Source organism: Variovorax paradoxus EPS (assembly GCF_000184745.1).
Taxonomy (GTDB): Bacteria; Pseudomonadota; Gammaproteobacteria; order Burkholderiales; family Burkholderiaceae_C; genus Variovorax; species Variovorax paradoxus_C.
In genome coordinates, this window is sequence record NC_014931.1 from 317,197 (window position 1) to 341,589 (window position 24,393).

The window sequence follows — 24,393 nt, forward strand, 5'->3', positions numbered from 1 at the left end:
CATGCCTTTGTCATGCTCTTGCCAGTGCGCGGTCGATGGCCGCACGGATGTTCGCAGGTGTGGGTTGCCGCCAGCGCGCGCACACATGCTGGTCGGGCCGCAGCAGGTAGACGGTACCGGGTTGCGCGTCGTAGCGCTGGGTGGCGAGTTCGCCTTCGGGCGTCGTGCCTTGCACGCGCACGATGTGCAGCGGCGCGTCGAAAGCCTTCAGCACCTCTGCACTGCGCTCGGCGGCTTCGCCCGCGCCGAAGACCAGTGCAGTGAACTGCTGGCCATGGCATTCGCGCAGCAGCCAGCCGGTGCTTCCGTCGGCTCGCACGGCCGGCGCATCGGCCGCGGCAGCGCCCGGCACCATAGCGCCCTTGAAGGCGTCGGCATCGACCGTGTTGAGCGGCGAATCGCGCAGCACCGCCGGCACCGAGAGCCGCCCGCTGTTGACCAGCGTGCGCGCGAACGCATGGCGCTTGGTCAGTTCCAGCACCGCGTCGCGGAACAGGCGGCTCACCTCGCTCTTGGGCGTGATGAAGTCGGTCGCACGCGTGGAGTGGCGGATGTTTTCGTCTGCCGCGTATTCGCGCTCGCTCGCGTAGCTGTCGAGCAGTGCATCGGGCGCATCGCCCTTCAGCACGGCAGCAAGTTTCCACGCGAGGTTGTCCGCGTCCTGCACGCCCGAGTTGGCGCCTCGCGCGCCGAAGGGCGACACGCCGTGCGCCGAGTCGCCCGCGAACAGCACGCGGCCGTGGCGAAAGCGCTCCATGCGCTGGCAGGCGAAGGTGTAGACGCTGGCCCAGCCGATCTGGAACTGCACGTCCGCAAAACCGATGCTGTCGAGCAGCGCGCGCACCCGCGGCGTGATGTTCTCGGGCTTGCGCTCTTCCACCGGGTCGGCGTCCCAGCCGAGCTGGAAGTCGACGCGCCACATGCCATCTGCCTGCTTGTGCAGCAGCACGCTCTGGCCCGGGTGGAAGGAGGGGTCGAACCAGAAGCGGCGCTCGGTGGGGAGAATGTCGCCCCCCACGCTCGGCACTTCGTGTCCTCGCTGCCCCCCCGAGGGGGGCGCGTCCGCCTTGGGGCGGCCCGGCGGCGGACCGGCATCCATCGTGATGTCGGCGATCAGGAAGCGGTCGCGGAAGGTGCGGCCCTTGGCCTCCTGGCCGAGCAGCTGGCGCAGGTTGGAACGCGAGCCATCGCAGGCGGCGACGTAGCCGGCCGCTAGTTGATAGTTGCCTTCGGGCGTCTCGACCGTGAGCACCGCGCCTTCGTCGCGCTGTTCGATGCCCGTCACCTTGTTGTTCCAGCGCAGGTCGATCAGCGGCAGCGCGGCGGCACGTTCGACGAGGTAGCCCTCGACGTAGTACTGCTGCAGGTTGATGAACGCGGGCCGCTCATGGCCGGGCTCGGGCAGCAGGTCGAAGCGGTAGACCTGCTCGTCGTGGAAGAACACCTTGCCCACGCTCCACGAGACGCCCTTGTCGACCATGCGGTCGCCGCAGCCGAGGCGGTCGAACACTTCGAGCGAGCGCTTGGCAAAGCAGATCGCGCGCGAGCCGCTGGAGAGGGTGTTGTCGTTGTCGAGCAGCACGACAGGCACCTGGCGCAGCGCGAGGTCGATGGCGAGCGTGAGGCCGACCGGGCCGGCACCGACGATCACAACGGGGTGATGAGCGGGGGGCGCTGCGTCCTGGTCGGCGTGGCGGCGGTAGTCGAAGCGCAGACTTTGATAGTCGATCACGTTTGTCTCCGTGTCTTTTGTCTTTGTCTTGCTCCTTCCCCCTTTGGGGGAAGGTTGGGATGGGGGCGAGCGGCGCTCGAAACCGGCGCTCTGCCTGCCCCCACCCCAGCCCTCCCCCAGAGGGGGAGGGAGCAAGGCAGGACCGATCAGCCTTCCAGCGCCTTCCACATCTCGATGTCCCGCTCGGCCGTCCACACGCGCGGATCGGCGTGGCCCGAGGCCTCGTCGTACGCGCGGCTCACGTCGAACGGCATGCAGTGGTCGAAGATCACCCACTGGCTGTACTTGGGCTTGAGCTTCGCGTAGGTGTCCTTGTAGACCGTGTTCAGGTCGCGGCCTGCCTTCACGCCTTCCTGCACGCTCGCATACACGTCGGAGATGAAGTTGCGTGTGCCGGTGAGGCCCTCGGCCACTTCGGCCGGCGTGGTGAGCGCCGCGCCGCGGCCCGGCACCAGTGCGGCGGGCTGGAGGGCTGCGATGTTGTCCAGCGTCTGCGGCCAGTCCTGGAAGTAGGCGTCGCCGGCATACGGCGTGGCGCCGAACTCCACCAGGTCTCCCGACAGCAGCGTCTTCTCGCCTGGCAGCCAGACGACCGTGTCGCCCTTGGTGTGGCCGCGGCCCAGCTGGATCAGCTGCACCTCGAGCTTGCCGAGCCACAGCGTCATCTTGCCGGCGAAGGTCATGGTGGGCCAGGTCAGGCCCGGGGGCACGGTCTCGACGTTCTGGAACAGGCGCGGGAAGCGGCCGATTTCGCTGGCCTTGTCGGCCTCGCCGCGCTCCACGATCAGGTCGCGCGTGTCCTGGCTGGCCAGGATGTGCTCGGCCCCGTAGCCCGCCGCGCCCAGCACGCGCACCGCGTGGTAATGGGTGAGCACCACGTACTTGATGGGCTTGTCGGTCACTTCGCGGATGCGCCGCACCACGTCGGCGGCCATGGCGGGGGTGGCTTGCGTGTCGGCGACCAGCACGCAGTCGTCGCCGATCACGATGCCGGTGTTCGGGTCGCCCTCGGCGGTGTAGGCCCAGGCGTGCTCCGAGATCTGGCTGAAGGTGATCTTCTTTTCTTCCATGTCGGCCTGGCTGGCGAACTTCTTGGCTTGGCTCATCGTGTTGTCTCCGGTCTGTGTGGGGTTGGAAAGCGTTGTGAAAATTCGTTTAGGGCAAATGAATTCGCGGATAACGAATTTTCGCAGTGTAAGCCTCGGATCAGGTAATGTCTAATCCCTTCTTCATGAACGAACGATCGGCAGCCCTGTGACCAAGGACTCCAGCCACACCGGCGACAGCAGCGACCCCCCCGAGACCGACCGCTCCGCCCAGCGCGGCATCCAGAGCATCGAGGTCGGCGGCCAGTTGCTGCGTGCGCTGGTGCACCACGGCAGGCCGATGGCGCTGAAGGACCTGGCGCGCGAGGCCGAAATGACGCCCGCCAAGGCCCACCCCTACATGGTGAGCTTCGGACGGCTCGGGCTCATCGAGCAGGACCGCGCCAGCGGCCACTATCTGCTCGGTCCGCTGGCCTTGCAACTGGGGCTCATCAGCCTGCAGCAGGCCGATCCGGTGCACATCGCCACCCCGCTGCTCAGCCCGCTGGCGCTGCAGATCGGCCACACGGTGGCGCTGGCGGTGTGGGGCGCGCGCGGCGCGACCATCGTGCGCACGGCCGAATCGCCGTCGCCGGTGCATGTGACCATGCGGCACGGCACGGTGTTCTCGCTGACCAACACCGCTTCGGGCCGCATCTTCGCGGCCTACCTCGATGCCGACGCGGTGCGGCAACTGCTCGAAGAGGAGCGCCAGCGCCAGAAACCGCGCAAGGGCGCAGCCGCCGAGCCCGCTGCACCCGCCGGCGGCATGCCGGCCGTGCAGCCGCTGCCGTCGTGGAGCGACTTCGAGCGTCAACTCAAAGAAGTGCGCGCACACGGCATCAGCCGCTCCGACGGCGAGGTGATCAAGGGCGTGAGCGCCATGGCCGCGCCGGTGTTCGACCACACCGGCGCCATCGTGCTGGCCGTGACCGCGATCGGCCCGGCCGGCGTTTTCGACACCGCGTGGGACGGCGAGCTTTCACGCGCACTCAAGGCCTGTGCGGGCGCCGTGTCGCAGCGGCTCGGCGCGCCCGCCGCGGGACCTTCCGGATCTTCGAAACCTGAGCGATGACGCGACCCGACGCCACCGACACCACCTCTATCTCTTCCCCGCTGGCAGCCGCCATCGCGCTGCTCCGCGACGCCCGGCGCATCGTCGTCTTCTCGGGCGCCGGCTTGTCCCGCGCCTCGGGCATCCCGACCTACCGCGATGCCGACGGCCTCTGGAAAAGCCAGAACGCCCTGCAGTTTTCCCATGCCGAAGACCTCAAGCGCGACCCTGCGGGCTTCACGAAGTTCTGGGGGCAGCGTATGTCGGTCGTCGAATCGGCCACACCCAATCCGGGGCACCGGGCGCTCGCGCAGTTGCAGCGGCTGCGCCCGGCGACGCGGCTGGTCACGCAGAACGTCGATGGGCTCCTCACCCAGGCGGGCGGGCTCGACGTGCTCGAACTGCACGGATCGCTGCGCCGCTGGCGCTGCGATCACTGCGGCAACCGCAGCGGCCCCTGGCCCTTTCACCGGTGCCTGCGCTGCGGCTCGCATGCGCGGCCCGACGTCGTGATGTTCGGCGAGATGCTCAACCCCGGCGTGCTGCTCGAGGCCCAGGTGGCGGCGCAGGAGTCGGACCTCTTCATGGTGGTCGGCAGCACGACCATCGTCTATCCGGCGGCCGAACTGCCCGAGCTGGCGATGGCGCGCGGCAGCCGGCTCATCACGCTGAACCTGGAGCCGCTGCCGCACCTGGACGATTCGGCGGCGGTGGTGCTGCGCGGGACTTCGGAAGACCTGTTGCCGCGCTTGCTGGCAGGGCTGGGCGGCTAGCGCAGCACCACTTCTCCGTCAGTTGATGCGCGCGTTGGTGAACTGCATGTCCTCGAACCGGCTTCCCGTGAAGTCCACCTGCTCGCCGACGAGGTCGGCGGCGCTCACTTGCTGGCCCCGGCAATCGAGCAGCTTGACCCGGGACCAGTGGCTCGCATCGAAATTCAGCGAGATGAGGTTGCAGTGACTGAACGTGCAGTCGCTGAAGATGCTGGCCCTGAGTTGCGATGCCGCGAAGGTGCAGCCCACGAATGAACAGCCGTTGACCTTGATCCGCTGCATGTCGCACCGGCTGAACGAGCAGCCGGTGAAGCGGCACGCGGTCCACACGGCATCCACGAAGCTGGTGGTGCCGAAGCGGCTGCTCTTGAAGGTGCTGGACGTGAAGGTGATCAGGCCGAGATCGAGGCCGAGGTAGACATTGCCGTCGCTTTCACCCGCCAGTCCCGCGGGCGCGCCGCCCGTGCCTTTGCGCCATTTGTCGTGGTCCTGGATGATCTGAAGAGAGCTCATGGAAGTGCGCCAGAAATGAAGGAGGGCGCATTGTGCGAAGGCACCCTCGGCGCAAGAACTGCGAGAAATGTTCCGGCCACCATTGCACCGCCAGCAGCGTGACGGATTGCATGGGAGGCCGGCTTCGCCCCGCCGCGACCTTCCTCTTCACCCACCGATCCCGCAGCGCGCGGGGCGGGCGCTCAACTCTTCTTGCCGCCCAGCAGCACCAGCGCGCCGCCCACCACGATGGCGGCCACGCCGGCCCAGGCCGGGAAGTTGACGGTCTGCTTTTCCTTCACCGAGAACTCCAGCGGCCCGAGCTTGGCCTGGTGCGTTTCCTTGGTGAAGCTGAAGCCGCCGAGGCCCAGCCCCGCGATGCCTGCCACGATCAGCAGGATGCCGACGATGCGTGTTGCGTTCATGGGGCGGGTCTCCTCGTCTTTGGTTTGAAGCTGCGCGCTGCGCAGGGGGATTGCAGCTTACTGCCGCGGTTGCCGCTGCAATGCATCCATCCACTGCGTGACTTCGGCCACGGCCGCGTCGCTGGCCGCCGCGAGGGCCTTCACGCCGCCGGGCGCGTCGGCGCTGGGCGCGGGGCGGCGCACGGTGAAGGTCTTCTGGCCGAGCACGCGGTCGCCGCCGGTGCCGCCGCGAATCAGCGTGGCGCGCAGGCGCACCAGGCCGGCGCTGCTGGCGGGCGAATCGAAGTAGTGGCTGAACTCGTCCAGCGAGATGCGCAGCGTGTCGGGCACCTCGCCCTTGCTGCGCGCGAGCGTGGCGCTTTCCTCCGGGCCGAGCACGGTGCGGCGCTCCGCAAGGCTGTCGCGCAGCCGCTGGCGAAGCAGTTGCGCGGGCGGCTGGCTCCAGCGCGACTGGCCATAGGGGCGCAGTTCGTTGGTGTCCGCGTACCCGAGGCGATAGAGGATCTGCGTGCCGTCCAGCCGGGTGTTGGCCTCGATCTCGGCCAGCGCGAGCATCGGCAGCGCGGGTGAAGCCGCGGCGGCCGGCGCCGTGGCCATGGCTGAAACGCCGGGGCCGAAGTCGTACAGCTTGGCGCGCGCCGGCTTGTCGGGCAGCGCGCCGCAACCGGCGACCAGCAGCGCGATGCCGAGGCCCGCCAGGGCCGATGCAAGAGGATGGGTGGTTGTCTTCATGCTCATCACCTTCGATCAAGGACGCGCGGCCGGCGCGGAGAAACCCGGCTCGCCCGGGCCCGCCGCGGCGCCGCCGTTGCCGAACAGGAGCGATTGCGGGTTGTCGTTGATGCTGTCCGCCGCGCGGCCCAGTCGGCGCACCGCGTGCGAGGTGTCGTCGGCCACGCGGTTCACGCGCGGCAGCGTGGCGGCGTTGAATGAATCGACCGCCTGCGCGAGCGCCTTGGTGCCGTCGCTCAGCCGCTCGACCGGGCCGTCGGGCGCATTCAGCCGGCCCACGGTGGTGTTGAAGTTGTTGGCTACGCGCGAGACATCGCTGGCCGCTTTCTTCACCGTGCCCAGCGTGTCGGGCAGCTTTTCCAGCGCGGGGTTCAGGCCGGTCTTCACGGTGTTGTCGAGCGTCTTGAGCAGCGTGTTGGCGCTGGCCGAGGCGGCTGCGATGTTCTCCAGCGCATCGGCCGCGCGCTTCTGGTTCGGGTCGCTCAGCAACTGGTTGGCGCGCTTGGTCACTTCCTCGACCTGGTTGATGATGGCTTCGCCCCGGTCCTGCAGCTGCGCGAGCATCGAGGGCTTGAGCGGAATGCGCGGCGGATCGTCGTCGTTGGGCTTGAGTGCGACCTGCGATTCGCCCTTGTCGTCCAGCGCGATGAAGGCCAGGCCGGTCACGCCCTGGTAGCTCAGCGTGGCGAAGCTGGAGGTGGTGAGCGGCACGCGCTGGTCGACCGTGATGCGCACGCGCACATTGCCCTTCACCTTGGGGTCGAAGTCGATCGACGCCACCTTGCCGACCGCGATGCCGCGGTAGCGCACCATCGCCTGCGGCTGCAGGCCGCTGACGGCATCGCGGGTGGACAGCTCGTAGACGTTGCGCACGGTGTTGTCGCGCGTGAACCAGATCACCAGCCCGACGAGCACGGCCAGAAGGCCGAGCACGAAGGCGCCGGCGGCGAGGGCATGGGCCTTGTTTTCCATGGTGGCTACCTACCTTTCGGCGCGCGCGGCTTCGGGCCGCGGCGCGTGTTGTTCTGTGGCTGGCTTGTCATGCAGCGCCTCCAGGGCGCGCTGGCCGCGCCCTCCTAGAAAGTATTCGTGGATGAACGGATGCGGGTAGGCGATGACCTCGCGCGCCGTGCCGCTGACGATGACTTTCTGGTCGGCCAGCACCGCGATGCGGGTGCTCAGGTCGAACAGCGTGTCCAGGTCGTGCGTGACCATCACCACCGTCAGGCCCAGCTCGCGGTGCAGGCCGCGCAGCAGATTGCAGAAGCTGTCGGAAGCCTCGGGGTCCAGGCCCGCGGTGGGCTCGTCGAGCAGCAGCAGCGGCGGGTCCATGATGAGCGCGCGCGCCAGCGCCACGCGCTTGATCATGCCGCCCGACAGGTCCGACGGGCTCTTGTTCGCATGCTGCGGCTCCAGCCCGACCATCTGCAGTTTCACGAGCGCCGCGTGGCGGATCAGCTCGTCGGGCAGCAGCTTCAATTCGCGCAGCGGAAAGGCGATGTTCTCCAGCACGCTGAAGGCCGAGAACAGCGCGCCGTGCTGGAACAGCATGCCCACGTTGGCCGCGCCCGAGGCGCTGAGTTCGCCCGGCTGCTGGCCCAGCACCTCGACCACGCCCTGCGTCGGCTTTTCCAGTCCGAGGATCTGGCGCAGCAGCACCGTCTTGCCGGTGCCCGAGCCGCCCACCAGCGAGAGCACCTCGCCCCGGTCGATATGCATGTTGAGATCGCGATGCACCACCTGCTCGCCGTCGGCGTTCTTGAATACCGTCCAGAGCTTGCGGATGTCGACGACGGTGGGGTCGCTGCTGCTGCTGCTGTTGTTCACGGCGGTATTCATCCCCGGAATCCGATGCCTTTGAACAGCACCGCGAACAGCGCGTCGACCAGGATCACCGCGGTGATCGAGGTCACCACCGACGAGGTCGTGCCGCGCCCGAGGCTTTCGGTGTTGGGCTTGACCTTCATGCCGAAGTAGCAGCCGATCAGAGCGATCAGGATGCCGAACACGGCCGACTTGGCCATCGCGAGCCACAGGTTGGCAATCGGCACCGCGCGCGGCAGCGCCGAAAGAAAGTAGGCCGGCGAAATGTCGAGCGCCGCGTCGGCCGCGAGCATGCCGCCCAGCAGCGCCGCCATCGAGGTCCACAGGCTGATGAGCGGCATCGCGATGGCCAGCGCCAGCACGCGCGGCATCACGAGGCGAAAGCCGTGCGGAATGCCCATGACGCGCATCGCGTCGAGTTCCTCGGTCACCCGCATCACGCCGATCTGCGCGGTGATAGCCGATCCCGAGCGCCCGGCGATCAACACCGCGGCCAGCACCGGCCCGAGTTCGCGCACCAGCGAGAGCCCGAGGATGTTGACCACGAAGGCCTCGGCGCCGTAGTTGCGCAGCTGCTGGGAGATCAGGTAGGCCAGCACCACGCCGATCAAGAGGCCGACCAGCGCCGTGATGTGCAGCGCCGTCGCGCCGAACTGATAAAGATGTCCCGAGAAGTCGCGCCACGGCGCGCGGTGCGGGGCACGGATCAGCGTGCCGACATCGATCGCGAGCTGGCCGATCAGCCCGATGAAATCGCGCGCCACGACCATCGCGCGCGGCCCGTTGTGCGAGAAGGTGCGGATGCGGTCGGCCAGCGTCTTGGGCGGTTCGACCGGCGTGGCGACGGTGTACTGCGCCACCTGGTCGAGCACCGCCTTGTGCTGCGCTTCCATCTCCAGCGTGGCGGGCCATTCGTGGCGCCAGTGCTCCCACAGGAGCTGGGCGCCGATGTGGTCGAGCTGCTCGATGGGGCGCAGGTCCCAGGCGCGGTCGTCCGCGGGAGGTGCCGCCGCCAGGCTTTTGGAGAGCGCCTGCCAGGCCGGCAGCGACGACATGCCCAGCGCGGTCCAGCGGCCGGTGGCCACCGTCCATTGACGGCCTTCCTGCTCCTGCTGCGCTACACGCGGCCACGCGCTGTCGGCGGCTGGGGCGTCGGCAGTCTGGGTGGCGGAAGGCATGGGTCGGAGGATGAGCAGAAAGTTAACAAATGACCGGTTTTGGGGGACGCGCGCATCGTAACCGGGTGCATCCCGCGCCCATGTGCTCCAGACCCCTCATTGGCGTAGGGCAGAGCGCCGTTTTTTCAGCTTTCTTCAGTTCCAGGCTTTAGCCAATGCGTCCCAGGCGCTCGCGATCACCGGCTCGTCTCGCCGCGACGCGAGCGAGACGAAACGCAGCGCGCAATCGAGCTGCACCCGGTCGGCCATCGCGAGGCCGTGGGCCTGGCATTCGCGGATCGCGATCGAGTCGCGCACGAGGCTCAAGCCGATGCCCGATTTCAGCAAGTCGAGCATCGATGCCTCCTGGTCGACCATCGCCACCCGCCGCGGCGAAAGGCCCAGCGGCGCGAACACGCGTTCCAGCAGCCGGTGGTGCGCCGACTCGGGCGGCGTCGCGAGCCAGGGCAACGCGGCCAGCGCCTTCCAGTCGCGGCCCTGCACCTGCGGGCCCCAGCCGGCAGGCGCGACCACGCGGTAGGTGAAGCGGGTGAGGGGGCGGACCGAGAGCGCGGGCGCGGGTGTTGTCGCGGCCTGGTCGTCGTCGCCGGGGTCAAGGTGAAAGCCCACGTCCAGGTCGCCGCGCAGCACCTGCGCGAGCACGCTGCCGCTCATGCCGTGGCGCAGCTCGGTCTCGATCTGGGGCGCGGCCTCGACCAGCTCGCGCAGGAACACGCCCAGCCGCGTGAACTCCGGATCGAGGATGGTGCCGATGCGCAGCGCCCCGCGCACCGTGCCCTGCAGCTTGCGCGCGGCCTGCTGCAGGTCGCCGACGGCCGCCAGCACCCGCTCGGCCTGCGGCAGCATCGCCGCGCCGTCGGCCGTGAGCGCCAGCCCGTGCGGCGTGCGCGTGAAGAGCACGAGGCCGGTTTCCTCGGCAAAGCGCTTGAGCTGCAGGCTCACCGCCGGCTGCGTGAGGTGCAGCCGCTCGGCGGCGCGGGAAACGTTGCCTTCCTTCGCTGCGAGAACGAAGGCGCGCAAAATCTGGAGGTCCATGGCGGCGGTAGTCATATAAGTCCGATTTATAAGGCTGCGGCGCCGAATTCATTGGCCTTTCCTTCGAGGAACGGGCCAAATTGCCTTCAGGAGACCCCAACATGTCCATGAATATCAGAAATATCGATCATTACATCGCCGGCCTGCCGGCCGCCAACGCCTCGGGCCGCACGCAGGACGTGACGAACCCCGCCACGGGCGCCGTCACCGGCAAGGTCGGCCTCGCCGACGCCGCGCAGGTCTCGGCCGCCGTGGCCGCCGCCCAGGCCGCCTTCCCCGCCTGGGCCGACACCCCGCCGATCCGCCGGGCGCGCGTGATGTTCAAGTTCCTGCAGTTGCTCAACGAGCACAAGGACGAGCTCGCCCACCTCATCACCGCCGAGCACGGCAAGGTCTTCACCGACGCGCAGGGCGAGGTCAGCCGCGGCATCGACATCGTCGAATTCGCCTGCGGCATCCCCCAACTCCTCAAGGGCGACTTCACCGACCAGGTGAGCACCGGCATCGACAACTGGACGCTGCGCCAGCCGCTGGGCGTGGTCGCCGGCATCACGCCCTTCAACTTCCCGGTGATGGTGCCGATGTGGATGTTCCCGGTGGCCATTGCCGCGGGCAACACCTTCGTGCTCAAGCCCAGCCCGACCGACCCGAGCCCGTCGCTGCTGATCGCCGAACTGTTCAAGCAGGCCGGCCTGCCCGATGGCGTGTTCAACGTCGTGCAGGGCGACAAGGTCGCGGTCGATGCGCTGCTCGAGCACCCCGACGTCAAGGCCATCAGCTTCGTGGGCTCCACGCCGATTGCCAACTACATCTACGAAACCGGCGCGCACCACGGCAAGCGCGTGCAGGCCCTCGGCGGCGCGAAGAACCACATGGTCGTCATGCCCGACGCCGACATCGACCAGACCGTGGATGCGCTGATCGGCGCGGGCTACGGCTCGGCGGGCGAGCGCTGCATGGCGATCAGCGTCGCGGTGCTGGTGGGCGACGTGGCGGACAAGGTGATTCCGAAGCTCATCGAGCGCACGAAGACGCTCAAGGTCTTGAACGGCACCAACCTCGCGGCCGAGATGGGCCCGATCGTCACGCGCGCGGCGCACGAGCGCATCACCGGCTACATCGCGCAAGGCGAGAAGGAAGGCGCGAAGCTGCTGGTCGATGGTCGTTCGTTCGATGGCAGCGTGGCTGGCGAAGGCTGCGGCGACGGCTTCTGGATGGGCGGCACGCTGTTCGACCACGTCACGCCCGAGATGCGCATCTACAAGGAAGAGATCTTCGGTCCGGTGCTCAGCTGCGTGCGCGTGGAGAACTTCAAGGACGCGGTGGACCTCATCAACGCCCACGAGTTCGGCAACGGCGTGAGCTGCTTCACCCGCGACGGCAACGTGGCGCGCGAATTCAGCCGGCGCATCCAGGTGGGCATGGTCGGTATCAACGTGCCGATTCCGGTGCCGATGGCCTGGCACGGTTTCGGCGGCTGGAAGAAGAGCCTGTTCGGCGACATGCACGCGTACGGTGAAGAGGGCGTGCGCTTCTATACGAAGCAGAAGTCGATCATGCAGCGCTGGCCAGAGAGCATCGGCAAGGGTGCCGAGTTCGTCATGCCGACGGCCAAGTAACAACGAACGCCACGCGCCGAAAGCAGGCATGCAAGAAAGCGGCTGGCAGCCGATCGCGGGCCGCGTCGGGCATGTGGGCGGCATCGAGTCGTTCACGCTCGATGGCAGGCACCACTACTTCGGCTTCGACCACAAGCGGGGGCTCGTGCTGTCCCCGGCCATCGACGATGCGGCGGCGATGGCGCATTTCGCGAGCCGCCACATGCAGGCGATTTACAGGGGCCGCCTGTTCGGGCTGCTCGGCAAGACCGGGCCGCGCGATGAAGCCTTCTGGGCCGAGGCGGTGGAATGGTCGGAAAACGCCACCGACCTGCCCGGACAGCCCGAGCGCGCGCTGGCAAGCGCGCAGCTTGCCGCGAGCGTATCGAAGCTCGGCCTTGCCGCACAAGAGAACCGCATCGCGCGCGAGTTCATCCCCGACGCATTGCCGTGCATGCTGCTCGCAGCCGCGGGCGACGGATCGCCCGATGAAGCCGAAGGCATCCAGGCCGAGGTCGCCATCGTCTGGGGCCGCGAGCCGCTGCCGCCGGGGCGCGAGATCGCCGATGTGGCGCGCGCGTTGCAGGCCCGCCTGAACGCGCTGGTCGACCGCGCGCAAGGCAACTGGGCGCAGATTTTTTCGATGCTGAAATCCTGAGCAGTGATCCCAAGAAAAGAAGAACCATGCGAGACAACGACAACACCTTCGACTACATCATCATCGGCGCCGGCACCGCCGGTTCGCTCATCGCCAACCGCCTGAGTGCCGACAAGAGCAAGCGCGTGCTGCTCATCGAGGCGGGCCGCAAGGACGACTACCACTGGATCCACATTCCGGTCGGGTATCTCTACTGCATCGGCAACCCGCGCACCGACTGGCTCTACAACACCGAGCCGGACGCCGGCCTCAACGGCCGCGCGCTGCGCTATCCGCGCGGCAAGACGCTGGGCGGGTGCTCCAGCATCAACGGCATGATCTACATGCGCGGCCAGTCGCGCGACTACGACCAGTGGGCCGACCTCACCGGTGATGACGACTGGCGCTGGCAGAACGTGCTGCCGGCGTTCAAGAAGCACGAGGACTTCTATCTCGGCGCCGACGAACTGCATGGCGCGGGCGGCGAGTGGCGCGTGGAGAAACAGCGCCTGCGCTGGGACATCCTCGATGCCTTCGCCGAAGCGGCGGTGCAGGCCGGTGTGCCACACACCACCGACTTCAACCGCGGCAGCAACGAAGGTGTGGGCTACTTCCAGGTCAACCAGAAGAACGGCTGGCGTTGGAACACGGCCAAGGCGTTCCTCCGGCCCACCTGCTACGGCCGGCCCAACTTCGAACTGTGGACCGGCGCGCAGGTCTCGCGTCTCCTGTTCGAGACGCAGCCCGACGGCACGAAGCGCTGCATCGGCGCCGAAGTCTGGAACGGCAGCGAGATGGCGACCGCGCATGCCGAGCGCGAAGTGATCCTCTCTGCGGGCGCCATCGGCTCGCCGCAGATCCTGCAGCTTTCGGGCGTGGGCCCGGCTGAGTTGCTGCGCCAGCACGGCATCGACGTGGTGCTCGATGCCCCCGGCGTCGGTGCCAACCTGCAGGACCATCTGCAGATCCGCGCGGTCTACAAGATCGACGGCGCGCCCACGCTCAACGTGCTCGCCTCGTCGATGCTCGGCAAGGCGAAGATCGGCCTCGAATACCTGATGAAGCGCAGCGGCCCGATGAGCATGGCGCCTTCGCAGCTCGGCGCCTTCACGCGCAGCTCCGACGCCTACGAATGGCCGAACCTCGAATACCACGTGCAGCCGCTCTCGCTCGATGCCTTCGGCGATCCGCTGCACAGCTTTCCGGCTTTCACCGCGAGCGTGTGCAACCTCAACCCGACGAGCCGGGGCTCGGTGCGCATCAAGAGCAAGCGCTTCGAAGATGCGCCCGCCATCGCGCCCAATTACCTGAGCACGGATGAAGACCGCAAGGTGGCCGCCGATTCGCTGCGCGTGACGCGCCGCATCGCCGCGCAGCCCGCGCTCGCCAAGTACAAGCCCGAGGAGTGGAAGCCCGGCGTGCAGTACCAGACCGACGAAGACCTCGCGCGCCTGGCCGGCGACATCGCGACCACCATCTTCCATCCGGTGGGCACCACCAAGATGGGCGCTGACGGCGACCCGATGGCGGTGCTCGATGCGAAGCTGCGCGTGCGCGGCATCCAGGGCCTGCGCGTGGTGGATGCGGGCGCGATGCCCACCATCACGAGCGGCAACACGAACAGCCCGACCTTGATGATGGCCGAGAAGGCCGCGGGCTGGATTCTCGAAGCCAGCCGCGCGGCGTGAGGCCCGAGCCTACTTCTCTATCGTCTTGTTCCAGCGCGAATTCCACGCGGGCCGGTTCGCGTTGATGCTCTCCCAATCGATGGTGATCGCCGTCTTCATCCACTTGTTGATGTCCGCCACCTGCGTCGCGCCTTCGCCCACGGCCGGCGCCTTCGGGTTGGTCGGGATCTGCGCGCCGTACTGAAGCACGTTGGCTTGCGCAAGCGGGCTCAGCAGGAACTCGGCGAGCTTTTGCGACAGCTCGGGCTCGCTGTTGTTGGCAATCACGCACTGGCCCACCATCAGCACCACGGCGCCTTCCTTGGGCGGCGCGTACTCCACCGGAATGCCCTTGGTCTTGAGCGCGGCCACCGCAGTTGGCGTGAGCGGGAAGATCGCCGCTTCGCCCGTCTGCACCATCTCCGAGAGCTTGGCCGAGCTCGGGATGTACTCCAGCACGTTGGGGCCGACGGTGGTCGGCCAGGCCTTGAAGCCGGGCTCCACGTTCTTGTCGTTGCCGCCCTGGATGCGGTTGAACATCAAAAAGCCGTGCAGCCCGAACGACGAAGACGACATCGACTGGAACACCACCTTGCCCTTGAACTTCGGATCGGCCAGGTCCATCCACGACGTGGGCGCGGCCCAGCCCTTTTCCTTGAACATCTTCGCGTTGTAGGCCAGGCCCGTCATGCCCAGGCTCACGCCGCTGGCCATGTCGTCCTTGAAGCGCGCGGCGGGGTAGATCTCGGCGAGCGACGGGTTGGGCTTCTGCTTCTGGCACAGGCCCATGCCGATGGCGCGCACCATGATCCCGTCGTCCAGGAACATCACGTGCATCTGCGGGCGGTCCTTGTTGGCCTGTGCCTTCGCGAGGATGTCCGACGAGGTGCCCGGCACCACCACCACCTTTGCGCCGTACAGCTTCTCGAAGGCCGGGAACACGTACTGCGTGTACGCCTTCTCCATGGTGCCGCCGTTCATGCCGATGTAGAGCGTCTTGGTCTGCGCGCTGGCCGCGCCGGTGGCCGCGAGCAGGGAAACCGCCGCCGCCCCGAGCAGGGTCCGGCGAAGGGAAAAGGTCTTCTGGGTACGGGACATGGTGGTTGCCTTTCAGGGAAGGGTGGGAACGGAAGTGAGAGGGGAGTGGGTCTGTTCTTCATCCGCTGCTTCCCCGTCTTCTTCGGGAAAGGAGCGGTCGACCGCGAACGCGTCGATCGGCGTGCTGCTGTGGCCGTCGCGCACCAGCTCGGCCAGTACTTCGCCGGCAGCAGGTCCGATCTGGAAGCCCGCGCCCGAGAAGCCGAAGCCATGGAACAGACCCGGCGTGGTGCGGCTGGGGCCGAGCACCGGCTGGCGGTCGGGCATGTTGCCCTCGGTGCCGCTCCAGGTGCGAATGAAGTGCGCATGGCGCAGCGCGGGCAGCAGTTCGATGGCCTGCGTCGCGAGCGTGGCGATGGCGTCGCGATCGACACGCGCGCGGTCGGCATCGAGCGCATAGCCCCGGCCGCCGCCGAGCACGAGGTTGCCGCGCGCCACCTGCCGGCCGTAGATGCCGCCGCCCTCGACGCCCAGGCTCCAGACCATGAAGTGCGGCAGCGGCTCGGTCACCACCATCACCGGATGGCTCGCGCGCAGCGGCACCGCTTCGCCGAACTGGGCGGCGAGGGGGCCGGCCCACGCGCCCGCGCAGTTGAGCAGCACCGGCGCATGCACTTCGAGCGCATTGCCCGAGCGCAGCATGAACATCGCGCCGTCGTGCGCCACCTCGTCGACCTTGTGGCGCTCGAAAATCTGCGCGCCCGCGCGCTGCGCCGCGAGCGCGAAAGCGGGCGACACCAGCCGCGGGTTGGCCTGCCCGTCTTCCACGCACAGCGAGCCGCCGACCGCGCGCGGGCCGAGCCAGGGGCAGCGCTCGCGCAGGCGGGCGGCGGAGATCAGTTCGAGCCCGAGGTCGAAGTCCAGGCTCTGCGCGCGATAGCGCTCGAGCGAGGCCATGTCGGATTCGCTGCGCGCGATCTTGAAGTGCCCCGAGCGCAGGTACTCGCCATCGGTGTCGAGCAGCGACGGCAGGCGGCCCCATATCCGATGCGCGCGCTGCGCGAGCGGCAACTGGCTCAGCGGTCGTCCCTGCCGTCGCACGCCGCCGAAGTTGACGCCGCTGGAGCGCGAGCCGCAGAGGTCGCGCTCCAGCAGCGCGACGCCGATGCCCATCTGCCGCAGCGCGAGCGCGGCCGACGAACCGACGATGCCGCCGCCGACGATGGCGACGTCGGTACGCAGGGTCCGAATCGAACTCATGCGCCGGCTCCTTCGCTGGCCGCGTGCACGGCGAGTTGGATCGGGATCGGCTTGATCGGCGCCTGTCCGCGCAGCCGGCCCACCTGTTGCAGCGGCTGGCCCGTCGCATGCGCGAGGATTTCTGCCGCTGCCACGCCGCACATGCGGCCCTGGCAGCGGCCCATGCCGACGCGCGACAGCGCCTTGAGGCGGTTCATTTCGTCGGCGCCGTTGACAGCAATGGTCTGGCGCAGCGTGCCGGCGGTGACGTTCTCGCAGCGGCAGACGACAAGGTCGTCGGGCGCGTTCGCGGCCCAATCGTGTGGCAGCGGAAAGGCGCGTTCCAGCCCGCGGCGAAAACCCATCAATCCTTCGAGCTTGGCCTCGAGCGCAGCGGCGCGCGCGGCGTCGATGGCCACGCCGCGGTCCGCGAGCAACGCGAGCGCGGCGCGCTCGCCGGCCCACTCGGCCGCATCGGCACCCATGATGCCGGCGCCATCGCCCGCGAGGTACACGCCTTCGACGCTGGCGCGGCCCGCCGCATCGCGCACCGGCAGGTGGGCGCGGTGCATGGGCGCGAACTCGAAGCGGCAGCCGAGCAGGTCGGCCAGTTGCGTCTCGGAGCGCAGCGCATAGCCGAAGCCGACGGCATCGCAGGCCAGCGTGCGCTCTTCGCGGCCGTCATTCCAGGCGACGCCGGTGACACGCCGCGCCTCGTCGTCGCCGATCACGCGCAGCGGACGCACGCCGCTGTGCAGCGGCACGCCGTGCGCACGCAACCATGCGACGAAGTACACGCCCTTCGCGAACACGGCCGGTTGGCGCAGCATCGCGGGCGTTGCCGCGATCTGGTCTGCGAGCCGCGCGGTGTCGAGCACCGCCGCGACCTTCGCGCCGGCTTTTGCATATTGATAAGCCACGAGGTACAGCAGCGGCCCGGTGCCCATGAACACCACGCGCTGCCCGATGGCGCAGCCCTGGAACTTGAGCGCCACCTGTGCGCCGCCGAGCGTGTAGACGCCGGGCAGCGTCCAGCCCGGCACGGGCAGCACGCGGTCGGTCGCGCCCGTTGCGACGATCAGCGCGCCATGCGGCACGCGCGTCGTGGTGCGCGTCGGGTTGTGCAGCACGTCGAGCATGCCGCCCTGTGCGTTCCACACGAGGCTGTCGGGGCGGTAGTCGATGTGGTCGTGCAGTGTGTCGAAGGCCAGGTGCACCGCGTTCGCGCGCGAGGCCTCGAAGCCGTAGAGCGTGGCCGCCGTGCGCTGGATGAAGTTGGCGGGCGGGCGGCGGTAGATCTGTCCACCGGCCCGCGAAGCCTCGTCGATCACGAGGGGCCGCAGTCCATGCGCGACCAGCGCCTCCGCCGCGCGCACACCGGCCGGCCCGGCGCCGACGATCACGGGTTGAAGCCCGGCATTCGTCGTCATGCGCCGCTCCGCCCAGTGACCAGCGCCATGCCCGGCGCGATGAAGGTCGAGCAGGCGCGCAGGCGTTCGCCTTCGGCGGTCGCGATCCAGCAGTCCTGGCACGCGCCCATCATGCAGAAGCCGGCGCGCGGCATGTCGCTGAATTCGTTGCGGCGAAGTTGGCCTGCCTGCGTGAGCACGGCCGTGAGCACCGTGTCGCCGGCGAGTGCCGAAGCGGGCTCGCCATCGAGCGTGAAGGCCACGGCCGCGCGGCCGGTCTCGGCTACGCGATGCAGCAGTGCGTGTGATGCAGTCGATGCCATCTACTTGCGTCCCACCAGCACCCGGTCCAGCCCGTAGAGCCGGTCGAGGATCACCATCGCGATGGCGGTCACCGCCACCATCAGCGCCGACACCGCCGCCATCAGCGGATCGATCGATTCGGTCGCATACATGTACATGCGCACCGGCAGCGTCACGGTGCTCGGCGAGGTCACGAAGATCGACATCGTCACTTCGTCGAAGCTGTTGATGAAGGCGAGCATCCAGCCGCCCGTGACGCCCGGCAGGATCATCGGCAGCGTGATGCGCCTGAATACCGTCGCCTGGCTCGCGCCGAGCGAGAGCGCCGCCTGCTCGGCGCTGCGGTCGAAGCCCACGAGCGCGGCGACGACGAGGCGCAGCGTATAGGGCGTGACGATCAGCGCATGCGCCATCACCAGCCAGCCGAAGCTGCCCGTGCCGCCCACCAGCGCGAAGAGCCGCAAGAGCGCCACGCCCAGGACCAGGTGCGGAATGATCAGCGGCGAGAGAAACAGCGCATTGAGGAAGTCGCGCCCCGGAAACTCGTAGCGCGTGATCGCCATGCCGGCTGGCACCGCCAGCAGCGTGGCGATGGTGGCCGAGGCCAGCGCGAGCCACAGGCTGTTCCAGAACGACTGCATGAAGTCGGGGTGCGCGAACACCGCGGCGAACCAGCGCAGCGAGAAGCTGGTGGTCGGAATCGTCAGCGTGTTCTCGGGCGTGAACGCGACGATGCACACCACCAGGAGCGGCGCGAGCATGAAGGTGATGACGAGTGCGTTGAACGCGAGGGCGAAGGGGCCGTTCTTGCTCATCGCTTCAGCCCAGCGCTTTCTTGTAGCGGCCTTCGACGAGGCGGTTGTAGCTCAGCATCACGATGAGGTTCGCGGCGAGCAGCGTGAGTGCGATCGCTGCGCCGAGGGGCCAGTTCAGCTCGCTCAGGTACTCGTCGTACACCACCGTCGCGACCATCTTCAGGCGGCGCCCGCCGAGCAGCCCCGGAATCGCGAACGAACTCGCGGCGAGGCCGAAGACGATCAGGCTGCCCGAAAGGATGCCGGGCATCACTTGCGGCAGCACGATGCGCCGCAGCGTGGTGAATGGCGAGGCCTTGAGCGAGAGCGCCGCGTTCTCCACGCCCGCATCCAGCTTCTGCAGCGAGGTCCACACCGGGATCACCATGAACGGCAGCATCACGTGCACCAGCGCGACGATCACCGCGATCTCGGTGTAGAGCATCTTCACCGGCCCGATACCCACGAGGCCCAGCAGCGAATTGACCGCGCCCTCGGGCCCGAGCAGCATGCTCCAGCCGAAGGCGCGCACCACCACCGACACCAGCAGCGGCGCGAGCACGACCAAGAGCAGGATCGAGCGCCACGGGTTGCGCATGCGGCTGAGCACATAGGCCTCGGGTGCGCCGATGACCACGCAGATCAGCGTGACCAGCGCCGAGATCCAGAAGGTGCGCCAGAAGATGCCGTGGTAGTACGAGTCGGTGAACACATGCGCGTAGTGCGCCAGCGTGAATTCGCCGGCCTTCGGCCCGGTGGCCGGGTCGTATACGTTGAACGACAGCACCGCGGTGAGCAGCAGCGGCACCAGCAGCAGTGCGGTGAAGAGCAGCAGGGCGGGGCCCGAGAGCCACCACGGTGCGGCCTTGTTTCGGATGCCGCTCATGCCGCGACCGCCTCCTCGGCCGGCAAGAGCCGCGTGCAGTGCGCGGGCCAGTCGATGCCGACGGCGTTGCCTTCGTCCAGCGCATCGCGGCCGTCGTTGGGGCTCAGCACCATCAGGTCGCCTGCGGGCGTGGCGATGCGGTAGAGCCACTGGCTGCCGAGGAAGAAGCGCTCCTGCACCGTACCGTCGAGGCGGCCACGGCCTGCGGTGACCAGCTGGAGCTTTTCGGGCCGCACGCTCAGGAGCACCGCAGCGCCGGACTTGAAGCCGTCTTCGTCGACCTGCACCGCGAGTGGGCCGACCTCGACGTTGCAACTGCCGGTGCTGCAGGCCGTCACGCGTCCGTTCAGCAGGTTCGCCTTGCCCACGAAGGTGGAGATGAAGCGCGTGCTCGGATGCTCGTACACGCGGTGCGGATGGTCGATCTGCGTGGCGCAGCCGCCTTCCATCACCACCACGCGGTCGCTGATCGACATGGCCTCGCTCTGGTCGTGCGTGACCATCACCGTGGTGGTGCCGACCTTGCGCTGGATCTGGCGCAGCTCGAACTGCATCTCCTCGCGCAGCTTGGCGTCCAGGTTGGAGAGCGGCTCGTCCAGCAGCAGCACCGGCGGCTCGATCACCAATGCACGGGCGAGCGCCACGCGCTGCCGCTGGCCGCCCGAGAGCTCGCGCGGGTAGCGCGTGGCGTGCGGCTCCAGGTGCACCAGCGCCAGCGCCTGCTTCACCCGGTCGGCGCGCTCGGCCTTGGGCATCTTGCGCATCTCCAGGCCAAAGCTCACGTTGTCGGCCACCGTCATGTGCGGAAAGAGCGCGTAGCTCTGGAACACGATGCCCAGACCGCGCGTGTTGGCCTTGGCGTTCGTGATGTCCTTGCCCGCGAGTTCGATGCGGCCGCTGCTGACGGCCTCGAAGCCCGCAATCATCTGCAGCGTCGTGGTCTTGCCGCAGCCCGAGGGGCCGAGCAGCGAGACGAACTCGCCTTTTTCGACGCTGAGGTTCATCGCCGACACCGCGCGGGTGCTGCCGTAGAACTTGGTCACGTCGGTAAGCCGTAGGAATGACATGGAAGCGCCTTTCGTGGGAGACCCAAAGATGGCGTGCGACACCTTGGTGCAGGCCATGGACTGCTGAGTACTTTCAATTCACTCTATTGCAACGATTGCGCCAGAACGCCTCGGGTATTCCATTAATCAGAATATTTCTGCGATTTATTCCGTTCATTGGAATATCATCGCCAAAATCTATCCACAGAATTCCACGGGAGCAAGGTATGGAAAGCAATTCGGAGGCGGCCGCAGCGTCGCCCGCGTCCAGCGGCGGCGTGCCGCGCGTCTTTTCGGTGATCCGCGCGCTCGGCGCTGTGCAGGCCGAAGGCGGCCGCGTGACCCAGATCGCACGGTCCGTGGGCCTGACGCAAGCCACCACGCACCGTTTGCTGCAATCGCTCATGGCTGAAGGCATGGTCGAGCAGGACGAGCGCAGCAAGCTCTATCGGCTGAGCATCGATTTCTTCGCGCTTGCGGCCAGCGCGGGCAACCCCGGCGACCTGCGCTCGATATGCCGGCCAGTGCTGCTGCGGCTGTGCGCGAGCCTGGGCGACAGCATCTTCCTGTTGGCGCGCAGCGGCTTCGACGCAATCTGCCTGGACCGCAGCGAAGGGCCGTTTCCGATCCGCTCGTTCACCGGCGATATCGGCGGGCGCATCGCGCTCGGAGTGGGGCAGGGGGCGCTGGCGATCCTGGCCTTCCTGCCGGAAGCCGAGCGTGAAGAAGTGATCCGCTTCAACCTTTCGCGGGTGCGCGAGTACGGCGTGTACGACGAGGTTTATCTGCGCACCGAGATCGAGCGCGTGCGTCAGCAGGGTTATGCCGGGCGCAACACCGGGCTGCTCGAAGGCATGGCGGGCGTGGCGGTGCCGATCCTCGACCGCGAAGGCCGTGCGGTGGCCGCGCTGAGCGTGGGCACGATTGCCGATCGACTCAATGCGGACCGCATGCCGACGGTAGTGGAACTGCTCAAGCGGGAAGCGGCGGCCATCGGGCCGAAGATCAACCCGTTCGATGCGACGCTGAGGCGGCCGGCGCAGAGCCTCGCGGGCTCGCCGGGCGGGCAGAAGATCGCGTTGCCCGAGGCGCCCGGGCCGGGCTGATCACTTCAGCTTGCGGTCTTCGCTCTTGGCTTCTTCCATCGCCTCGGGCTCCAGCTCTTCCGCATAGCGGTTGAAGCGGATGAAGAGGCCCCAGCCCGCCATCAGCAGCCCGACCGCACCCAGCATCGTGGCGGCATGCAGCATCAGCTCGGGCGCCTCGCGCGCCTTGAAGGTCGCGACCAGCCCTTCGACCGCGACGGCCACGACGATGACGACCATGAAGCGCGAGAGAAAGCGCCGCACACGGGTCGGCGCGCTGATGTGCGCCTCGCGCAGCACTTCTTCCTCGAGCACGGTCTGCGAGATCTGCAGCGCGACCACGCCGGCCGCCAGCACGCCCACCGCTTCGATGATGGCCTCGGCCGTCGGAAGGCCCAGGCCCTGCATCACGGCGCCCCAGCCGGCACGCGCCGCGATCACGACCAGCACGATCGAGGCGATGGCGAACGCGAGCGCCATCAGCGCATGGATCGCGGCGTAGAGGGCGTGGATGAGCTTCATGGCGCTCCGGGCGGTGAAGTGAAGGTGCGGAATCTTCAGCGCGCACCGCCGCGCCGTGCGTAGGCGCGCAGCCCGACGCGCGGGGAGCGGACGCCGAGTTCATTCCGCAAACGCATCAAGTCCTTCCTTTTTTTCACTAGGCAAGCGCGCGGGATTCGCAGATATTGGCCGCATTTCCCCGGCCTCCTGTTGCCTTTCTTCTTCTCCCTCCTTCCCGGAGCGCGCCCATGTCCGAAGCCCAAGCCATCCTCTCTGTCCCCACCGAAGTCGAACAACTGCTGCAGCGCCTGGGCGTGCCCCGCACCGCCTATACCGGCGGCGAGCTGACGGTGCGCTCGCCGGTCAGCGGCGAGGTCATCGCACAGGTGCCGCAGACCACGGCCGTGGAAGCCACCGGCGCCATCGGCCGCGCGCACGAGGCCTTCAAGGCCTGGCGCAATGTGCCGGCGCCGCGCCGTGGCGAGCTGGTGCGCTTGCTCGGCGAAGAGCTGCGCGCCGCCAAGCGCGACCTGGGTAGCCTCGTCACGCTGGAGGCCGGCAAGATTCCGTCCGAAGGCGCGGGCGAGGTGCAGGAAATGATCGACATCTGCGACTTCGCGGTCGGCCTCTCGCGCCAGCTCTACGGCCTCACGCTGGCCACCGAGCGCGCCGAGCACCGGATGATGGAAACCTGGCATCCGCTGGGCGTGTGCGGCGTGATCTCGGCCTTCAACTTTCCCGTGGCCGTGTGGTCGTGGAATGCGGCGCTCGCGCTGGTGTGCGGCGATTCGGTGGTGTGGAAGCCGTCCGAGAAAACGCCGCTCACCGCACTGGCCGTGCATGCCATCGCGCAGCGCGCCATCGAACGTTTCGGCGATGCGCCTGAAGGCCTGCTGGGTCTCTTGCTGGGCCAGCGCGACATCGGCGAAGTGCTGGTGGACGACCACCGCGTGCCGATCCTCTCGGCCACCGGCTCCACGGCGATGGGCCGGCAGGTCGGGCCGAAGCTCGCTGCGCGCTTCGCCCGTGCCATTCTTGAACTGGGCGGCAACAACGCCGCCATCGTCACGCCCTCGGCCGACCTCGATCTCACGCTGCGCGGCATCGCGTTCTCGGCGATGGGCACGGCCGGCCAGCGCTGCACGACGCTGCGGCGCCTCTTCGTGCACGACAGCGTGTACGACCAGCTCGTGCCCAAGCTCGCGAAGGTCTACGGCAATGTGCAGGTGGGCGATCCGCGCGAGGCCGGCACGCTGGTCGGTCCGCTGATCGACCGCGCGGCCTTCGACGGCATGCAGAAGGCACTGAGCGAAAGCCGTGAGATCGGCGCCAAGGTGCACGGCGGCAGCCGTGTCGACGGCATCGGCACGCAGGACGCCTACTACGTGCGCCCCGCGCTGGTGGAACTCAAGTCGCACGACGGCCCGGTGCTGCGCGAGACCTTCGCGCCCATCCTCTACGTGGTGCGCTACAGCACGCTCGACGAAGCCATCGAATGGCACAACGCTGTGGGCGCGGGCCTGTCGTCGTCGATCTTCACGCTCAATGTGCGCGAGGCCGAGCGCTTCATGTCGAGCGCGGGTTCGGACTGCGGCATCGCCAACGTCAACATCGGCCCGAGCGGCGCCGAAATCGGCGGCGCCTTCGGCGGCGAGAAGGAAACCGGCGGCGGGCGCGAAGCAGGCTCGGACAGCTGGAAGGCGTACATGCGCCGCGCGACCAACACCATCAATTACTCGACCGCACTGCCCTTGGCCCAAGGCGTGACCTTCGACATCGGCGACTGATCGACCCCGGCCTGTTGTTCTTGCCGCGCAGCGTTTCGCTGCAGCGGCGAGGCGACGGCCGCGCGCATCCAAG

The 24,393-nt window shown here is 68.2% G+C and carries 24 protein-coding genes; 7 read left to right on the forward strand and 17 right to left on the reverse strand.

Annotated features, from left to right (window positions below):
- Positions 1-10: 10 nt before the first annotated feature.
- Positions 11-1,732, reverse strand: coding sequence for an FAD-dependent oxidoreductase (locus VARPA_RS01510; protein ID WP_013538769.1), 1,722 nt, complete (start codon positions 1,730-1,732; stop codon positions 11-13).
- A gap of 146 nt (positions 1,733-1,878) precedes the next feature.
- Positions 1,879-2,838 (reverse strand): MBL fold metallo-hydrolase, encoded by a 960-nt coding sequence (locus VARPA_RS01515; protein WP_013538770.1) that lies wholly within the window; start codon positions 2,836-2,838, stop codon positions 1,879-1,881.
- A 148-nt stretch (positions 2,839-2,986) separates the two neighbouring features.
- Between VARPA_RS01515 and VARPA_RS01520 the strand changes: the two genes are divergently transcribed.
- Together VARPA_RS01520 and VARPA_RS01525 are read left to right on the forward strand one after the other, a co-directional pair.
- Entirely contained in the window at positions 2,987-3,892 is a 906-nt protein-coding gene (locus VARPA_RS01520; protein ID WP_013538771.1) for an IclR family transcriptional regulator, read from the forward strand.
- Positions 3,889-4,644, forward strand: coding sequence for an SIR2 family NAD-dependent protein deacylase (locus VARPA_RS01525; RefSeq protein WP_013538772.1), 756 nt, complete (start codon positions 3,889-3,891; stop codon positions 4,642-4,644). Before VARPA_RS01520 ends, VARPA_RS01525 begins: the two co-directional genes overlap by 4 nt.
- 18 nt (positions 4,645-4,662) lie before the next feature.
- Here the strand turns inward: VARPA_RS01525 and VARPA_RS01530 are convergent, their stop codons facing one another.
- The 7 genes from VARPA_RS01530 to VARPA_RS01560 all read right to left on the reverse strand — a co-directional run bounded on the left by VARPA_RS01530 (position 4,663) and on the right by VARPA_RS01560 (position 10,345).
- Positions 4,663-5,157, reverse strand: a complete 495-nt coding sequence (locus VARPA_RS01530; protein WP_013538773.1) for a pentapeptide repeat-containing protein — start codon at positions 5,155-5,157, stop codon at positions 4,663-4,665.
- 182 nt (positions 5,158-5,339) lie between these two features.
- Entirely contained in the window at positions 5,340-5,561 is a 222-nt protein-coding gene (locus tag VARPA_RS01535) for a hypothetical protein (RefSeq protein WP_013538774.1), read from the reverse strand.
- A gap of 57 nt (positions 5,562-5,618) precedes the next feature.
- Complete coding sequence (locus VARPA_RS01540) at positions 5,619-6,293, reverse strand: ABC-type transport auxiliary lipoprotein family protein (protein ID WP_013538775.1); 675 nt, start codon at positions 6,291-6,293, stop codon at positions 5,619-5,621.
- A 15-nt stretch (positions 6,294-6,308) separates the two neighbouring features.
- On the reverse strand, positions 6,309-7,265 hold the full coding sequence (locus VARPA_RS01545; protein ID WP_013538776.1) for an MlaD family protein: 957 nt from the start codon (positions 7,263-7,265) through the stop codon (positions 6,309-6,311).
- 9 nt (positions 7,266-7,274) lie between these two features.
- Complete coding sequence (locus VARPA_RS01550; protein WP_013538777.1) at positions 7,275-8,132, reverse strand: ABC transporter ATP-binding protein; 858 nt, start codon at positions 8,130-8,132, stop codon at positions 7,275-7,277.
- Positions 8,129-9,295: an MlaE family ABC transporter permease gene (locus VARPA_RS01555; protein ID WP_013538778.1), complete on the reverse strand. Its 1,167-nt coding sequence runs from the start codon at positions 9,293-9,295 to the stop codon at positions 8,129-8,131. Before VARPA_RS01555 ends, VARPA_RS01550 begins: the two co-directional genes overlap by 4 nt.
- Positions 9,296-9,430: 135 nt before the next feature.
- The gene (locus tag VARPA_RS01560) at positions 9,431-10,345 is read right to left on the reverse strand and encodes a LysR family transcriptional regulator (RefSeq protein ID WP_013538779.1); all 915 of its coding nucleotides are present in this window, start codon (positions 10,343-10,345) and stop codon (positions 9,431-9,433) included.
- A 92-nt stretch (positions 10,346-10,437) separates the two neighbouring features.
- Between VARPA_RS01560 and VARPA_RS01565 the strand changes: the two genes are divergently transcribed.
- Genes VARPA_RS01565 through VARPA_RS01575 form a run of 3 tightly spaced genes read left to right on the forward strand, consistent with a single transcriptional unit; the run spans position 10,438 to position 14,253 of the window.
- Positions 10,438-11,949 (forward strand): CoA-acylating methylmalonate-semialdehyde dehydrogenase, encoded by a 1,512-nt coding sequence (locus VARPA_RS01565; RefSeq protein WP_041943170.1) that lies wholly within the window; start codon positions 10,438-10,440, stop codon positions 11,947-11,949.
- A 28-nt stretch (positions 11,950-11,977) separates the two neighbouring features.
- The gene (locus tag VARPA_RS01570; RefSeq protein ID WP_013538781.1) at positions 11,978-12,586 is read left to right on the forward strand and encodes a hypothetical protein; all 609 of its coding nucleotides are present in this window, start codon (positions 11,978-11,980) and stop codon (positions 12,584-12,586) included.
- 26 nt (positions 12,587-12,612) lie between these two features.
- Entirely contained in the window at positions 12,613-14,253 is a 1,641-nt protein-coding gene (locus tag VARPA_RS01575; protein ID WP_013538782.1) for a GMC family oxidoreductase, read from the forward strand.
- A gap of 9 nt (positions 14,254-14,262) precedes the next feature.
- Here the strand turns inward: VARPA_RS01575 and VARPA_RS01580 are convergent, their stop codons facing one another.
- The 7 genes from VARPA_RS01580 to VARPA_RS01610 are packed head-to-tail and all read right to left on the reverse strand — an operon-like array spanning position 14,263 to position 20,968.
- On the reverse strand, positions 14,263-15,330 hold the full coding sequence (locus tag VARPA_RS01580) for an ABC transporter substrate-binding protein (RefSeq protein WP_013538783.1): 1,068 nt from the start codon (positions 15,328-15,330) through the stop codon (positions 14,263-14,265).
- Between the two features lie 12 nt (positions 15,331-15,342).
- Positions 15,343-16,530 (reverse strand): NAD(P)/FAD-dependent oxidoreductase, encoded by a 1,188-nt coding sequence (locus VARPA_RS01585; RefSeq protein WP_013538784.1) that lies wholly within the window; start codon positions 16,528-16,530, stop codon positions 15,343-15,345.
- Complete coding sequence (locus VARPA_RS01590) at positions 16,527-17,939, reverse strand: NAD(P)/FAD-dependent oxidoreductase (protein ID WP_013538785.1); 1,413 nt, start codon at positions 17,937-17,939, stop codon at positions 16,527-16,529. The genes VARPA_RS01585 and VARPA_RS01590 overlap by 4 nt, the downstream gene beginning before the upstream one ends.
- On the reverse strand, positions 17,936-18,241 hold the full coding sequence (locus VARPA_RS01595) for a (2Fe-2S)-binding protein (protein ID WP_013538786.1): 306 nt from the start codon (positions 18,239-18,241) through the stop codon (positions 17,936-17,938). The genes VARPA_RS01590 and VARPA_RS01595 overlap by 4 nt, the downstream gene beginning before the upstream one ends.
- Positions 18,242-19,036 carry an ABC transporter permease gene (locus tag VARPA_RS01600; RefSeq protein WP_013538787.1) on the reverse strand — a complete coding sequence of 265 codons (795 nt, stop codon included), beginning with the start codon at positions 19,034-19,036 and terminating at the stop codon, positions 18,242-18,244. It abuts the gene before it with no gap.
- Positions 19,037-19,040: 4 nt separating this feature from the next.
- Positions 19,041-19,901 carry an ABC transporter permease gene (locus tag VARPA_RS01605; protein ID WP_013538788.1) on the reverse strand — a complete coding sequence of 287 codons (861 nt, stop codon included), beginning with the start codon at positions 19,899-19,901 and terminating at the stop codon, positions 19,041-19,043.
- Positions 19,898-20,968, reverse strand: coding sequence for an ABC transporter ATP-binding protein (locus VARPA_RS01610; RefSeq protein ID WP_041943173.1), 1,071 nt, complete (start codon positions 20,966-20,968; stop codon positions 19,898-19,900). The genes VARPA_RS01605 and VARPA_RS01610 overlap by 4 nt, the downstream gene beginning before the upstream one ends.
- 206 nt (positions 20,969-21,174) lie before the next feature.
- On the opposite strand from VARPA_RS01610, the gene VARPA_RS01615 reads away from it, so the two are divergent.
- Positions 21,175-22,053 carry an IclR family transcriptional regulator gene (locus VARPA_RS01615; RefSeq protein ID WP_013538790.1) on the forward strand — a complete coding sequence of 293 codons (879 nt, stop codon included), beginning with the start codon at positions 21,175-21,177 and terminating at the stop codon, positions 22,051-22,053.
- Here VARPA_RS01615 and VARPA_RS01620 read toward each other — a convergent pair whose 3' ends face one another.
- Positions 22,054-22,554, reverse strand: coding sequence for a hypothetical protein (locus tag VARPA_RS01620; RefSeq protein WP_013538791.1), 501 nt, complete (start codon positions 22,552-22,554; stop codon positions 22,054-22,056).
- 227 nt (positions 22,555-22,781) lie between these two features.
- On the opposite strand from VARPA_RS01620, the gene VARPA_RS01625 reads away from it, so the two are divergent.
- Positions 22,782-24,320 (forward strand): aldehyde dehydrogenase family protein, encoded by a 1,539-nt coding sequence (locus tag VARPA_RS01625; protein ID WP_013538792.1) that lies wholly within the window; start codon positions 22,782-22,784, stop codon positions 24,318-24,320.
- The last annotated feature ends 73 nt before the right edge of the window (positions 24,321-24,393 follow it).

Excerpts from the sequence above, each read along its gene's own strand:
- VARPA_RS01600 (WP_013538787.1), bottom strand. The coding sequence starts at position 19,036 with ATGAGCAAGAACGGCCCCTTCGCCCTCGCGTTCAACGCACTCGTCATC.
- VARPA_RS01585 (WP_013538784.1), bottom strand. The coding sequence starts at position 16,530 with ATGAGTTCGATTCGGACCCTGCGTACCGACGTCGCCATCGTCGGCGGC.
- VARPA_RS01625 (WP_013538792.1), top strand. The coding sequence starts at position 22,782 with ATGTCCGAAGCCCAAGCCATCCTCTCTGTCCCCACCGAAGTCGAACAA.
- VARPA_RS01540 (WP_013538775.1), bottom strand. The coding sequence starts at position 6,293 with ATGAAGACAACCACCCATCCTCTTGCATCGGCCCTGGCGGGCCTCGGC.
- VARPA_RS01555 (WP_013538778.1), bottom strand. The coding sequence starts at position 9,295 with ATGCCTTCCGCCACCCAGACTGCCGACGCCCCAGCCGCCGACAGCGCG.
- VARPA_RS01515 (WP_013538770.1), bottom strand. The coding sequence starts at position 2,838 with ATGAGCCAAGCCAAGAAGTTCGCCAGCCAGGCCGACATGGAAGAAAAG.
- VARPA_RS01595 (WP_013538786.1), bottom strand. The coding sequence starts at position 18,241 with ATGGCATCGACTGCATCACACGCACTGCTGCATCGCGTAGCCGAGACC.
- VARPA_RS01545 (WP_013538776.1), bottom strand. The coding sequence starts at position 7,265 with ATGGAAAACAAGGCCCATGCCCTCGCCGCCGGCGCCTTCGTGCTCGGC.
- VARPA_RS01530 (WP_013538773.1), bottom strand. The coding sequence starts at position 5,157 with ATGAGCTCTCTTCAGATCATCCAGGACCACGACAAATGGCGCAAAGGC.
- VARPA_RS01550 (WP_013538777.1), bottom strand. The coding sequence starts at position 8,132 with ATGAATACCGCCGTGAACAACAGCAGCAGCAGCAGCGACCCCACCGTC.
- VARPA_RS01590 (WP_013538785.1), bottom strand. The coding sequence starts at position 17,939 with ATGACGACGAATGCCGGGCTTCAACCCGTGATCGTCGGCGCCGGGCCG.
- VARPA_RS01570 (WP_013538781.1), top strand. The coding sequence starts at position 11,978 with ATGCAAGAAAGCGGCTGGCAGCCGATCGCGGGCCGCGTCGGGCATGTG.
- VARPA_RS01565 (WP_041943170.1), top strand. The coding sequence starts at position 10,438 with ATGAATATCAGAAATATCGATCATTACATCGCCGGCCTGCCGGCCGCC.
- VARPA_RS01560 (WP_013538779.1), bottom strand. The coding sequence starts at position 10,345 with ATGACTACCGCCGCCATGGACCTCCAGATTTTGCGCGCCTTCGTTCTC.
- VARPA_RS01535 (WP_013538774.1), bottom strand. The coding sequence starts at position 5,561 with ATGAACGCAACACGCATCGTCGGCATCCTGCTGATCGTGGCAGGCATC.
- VARPA_RS01610 (WP_041943173.1), bottom strand. The coding sequence starts at position 20,968 with ATGTCATTCCTACGGCTTACCGACGTGACCAAGTTCTACGGCAGCACC.
- VARPA_RS01525 (WP_013538772.1), top strand. The coding sequence starts at position 3,889 with ATGACGCGACCCGACGCCACCGACACCACCTCTATCTCTTCCCCGCTG.
- VARPA_RS01575 (WP_013538782.1), top strand. The coding sequence starts at position 12,613 with ATGCGAGACAACGACAACACCTTCGACTACATCATCATCGGCGCCGGC.
- VARPA_RS01615 (WP_013538790.1), top strand. The coding sequence starts at position 21,175 with ATGGAAAGCAATTCGGAGGCGGCCGCAGCGTCGCCCGCGTCCAGCGGC.
- VARPA_RS01605 (WP_013538788.1), bottom strand. The coding sequence starts at position 19,901 with ATGAGCGGCATCCGAAACAAGGCCGCACCGTGGTGGCTCTCGGGCCCC.
- VARPA_RS01580 (WP_013538783.1), bottom strand. The coding sequence starts at position 15,330 with ATGTCCCGTACCCAGAAGACCTTTTCCCTTCGCCGGACCCTGCTCGGG.
- VARPA_RS01620 (WP_013538791.1), bottom strand. The coding sequence starts at position 22,554 with ATGAAGCTCATCCACGCCCTCTACGCCGCGATCCATGCGCTGATGGCG.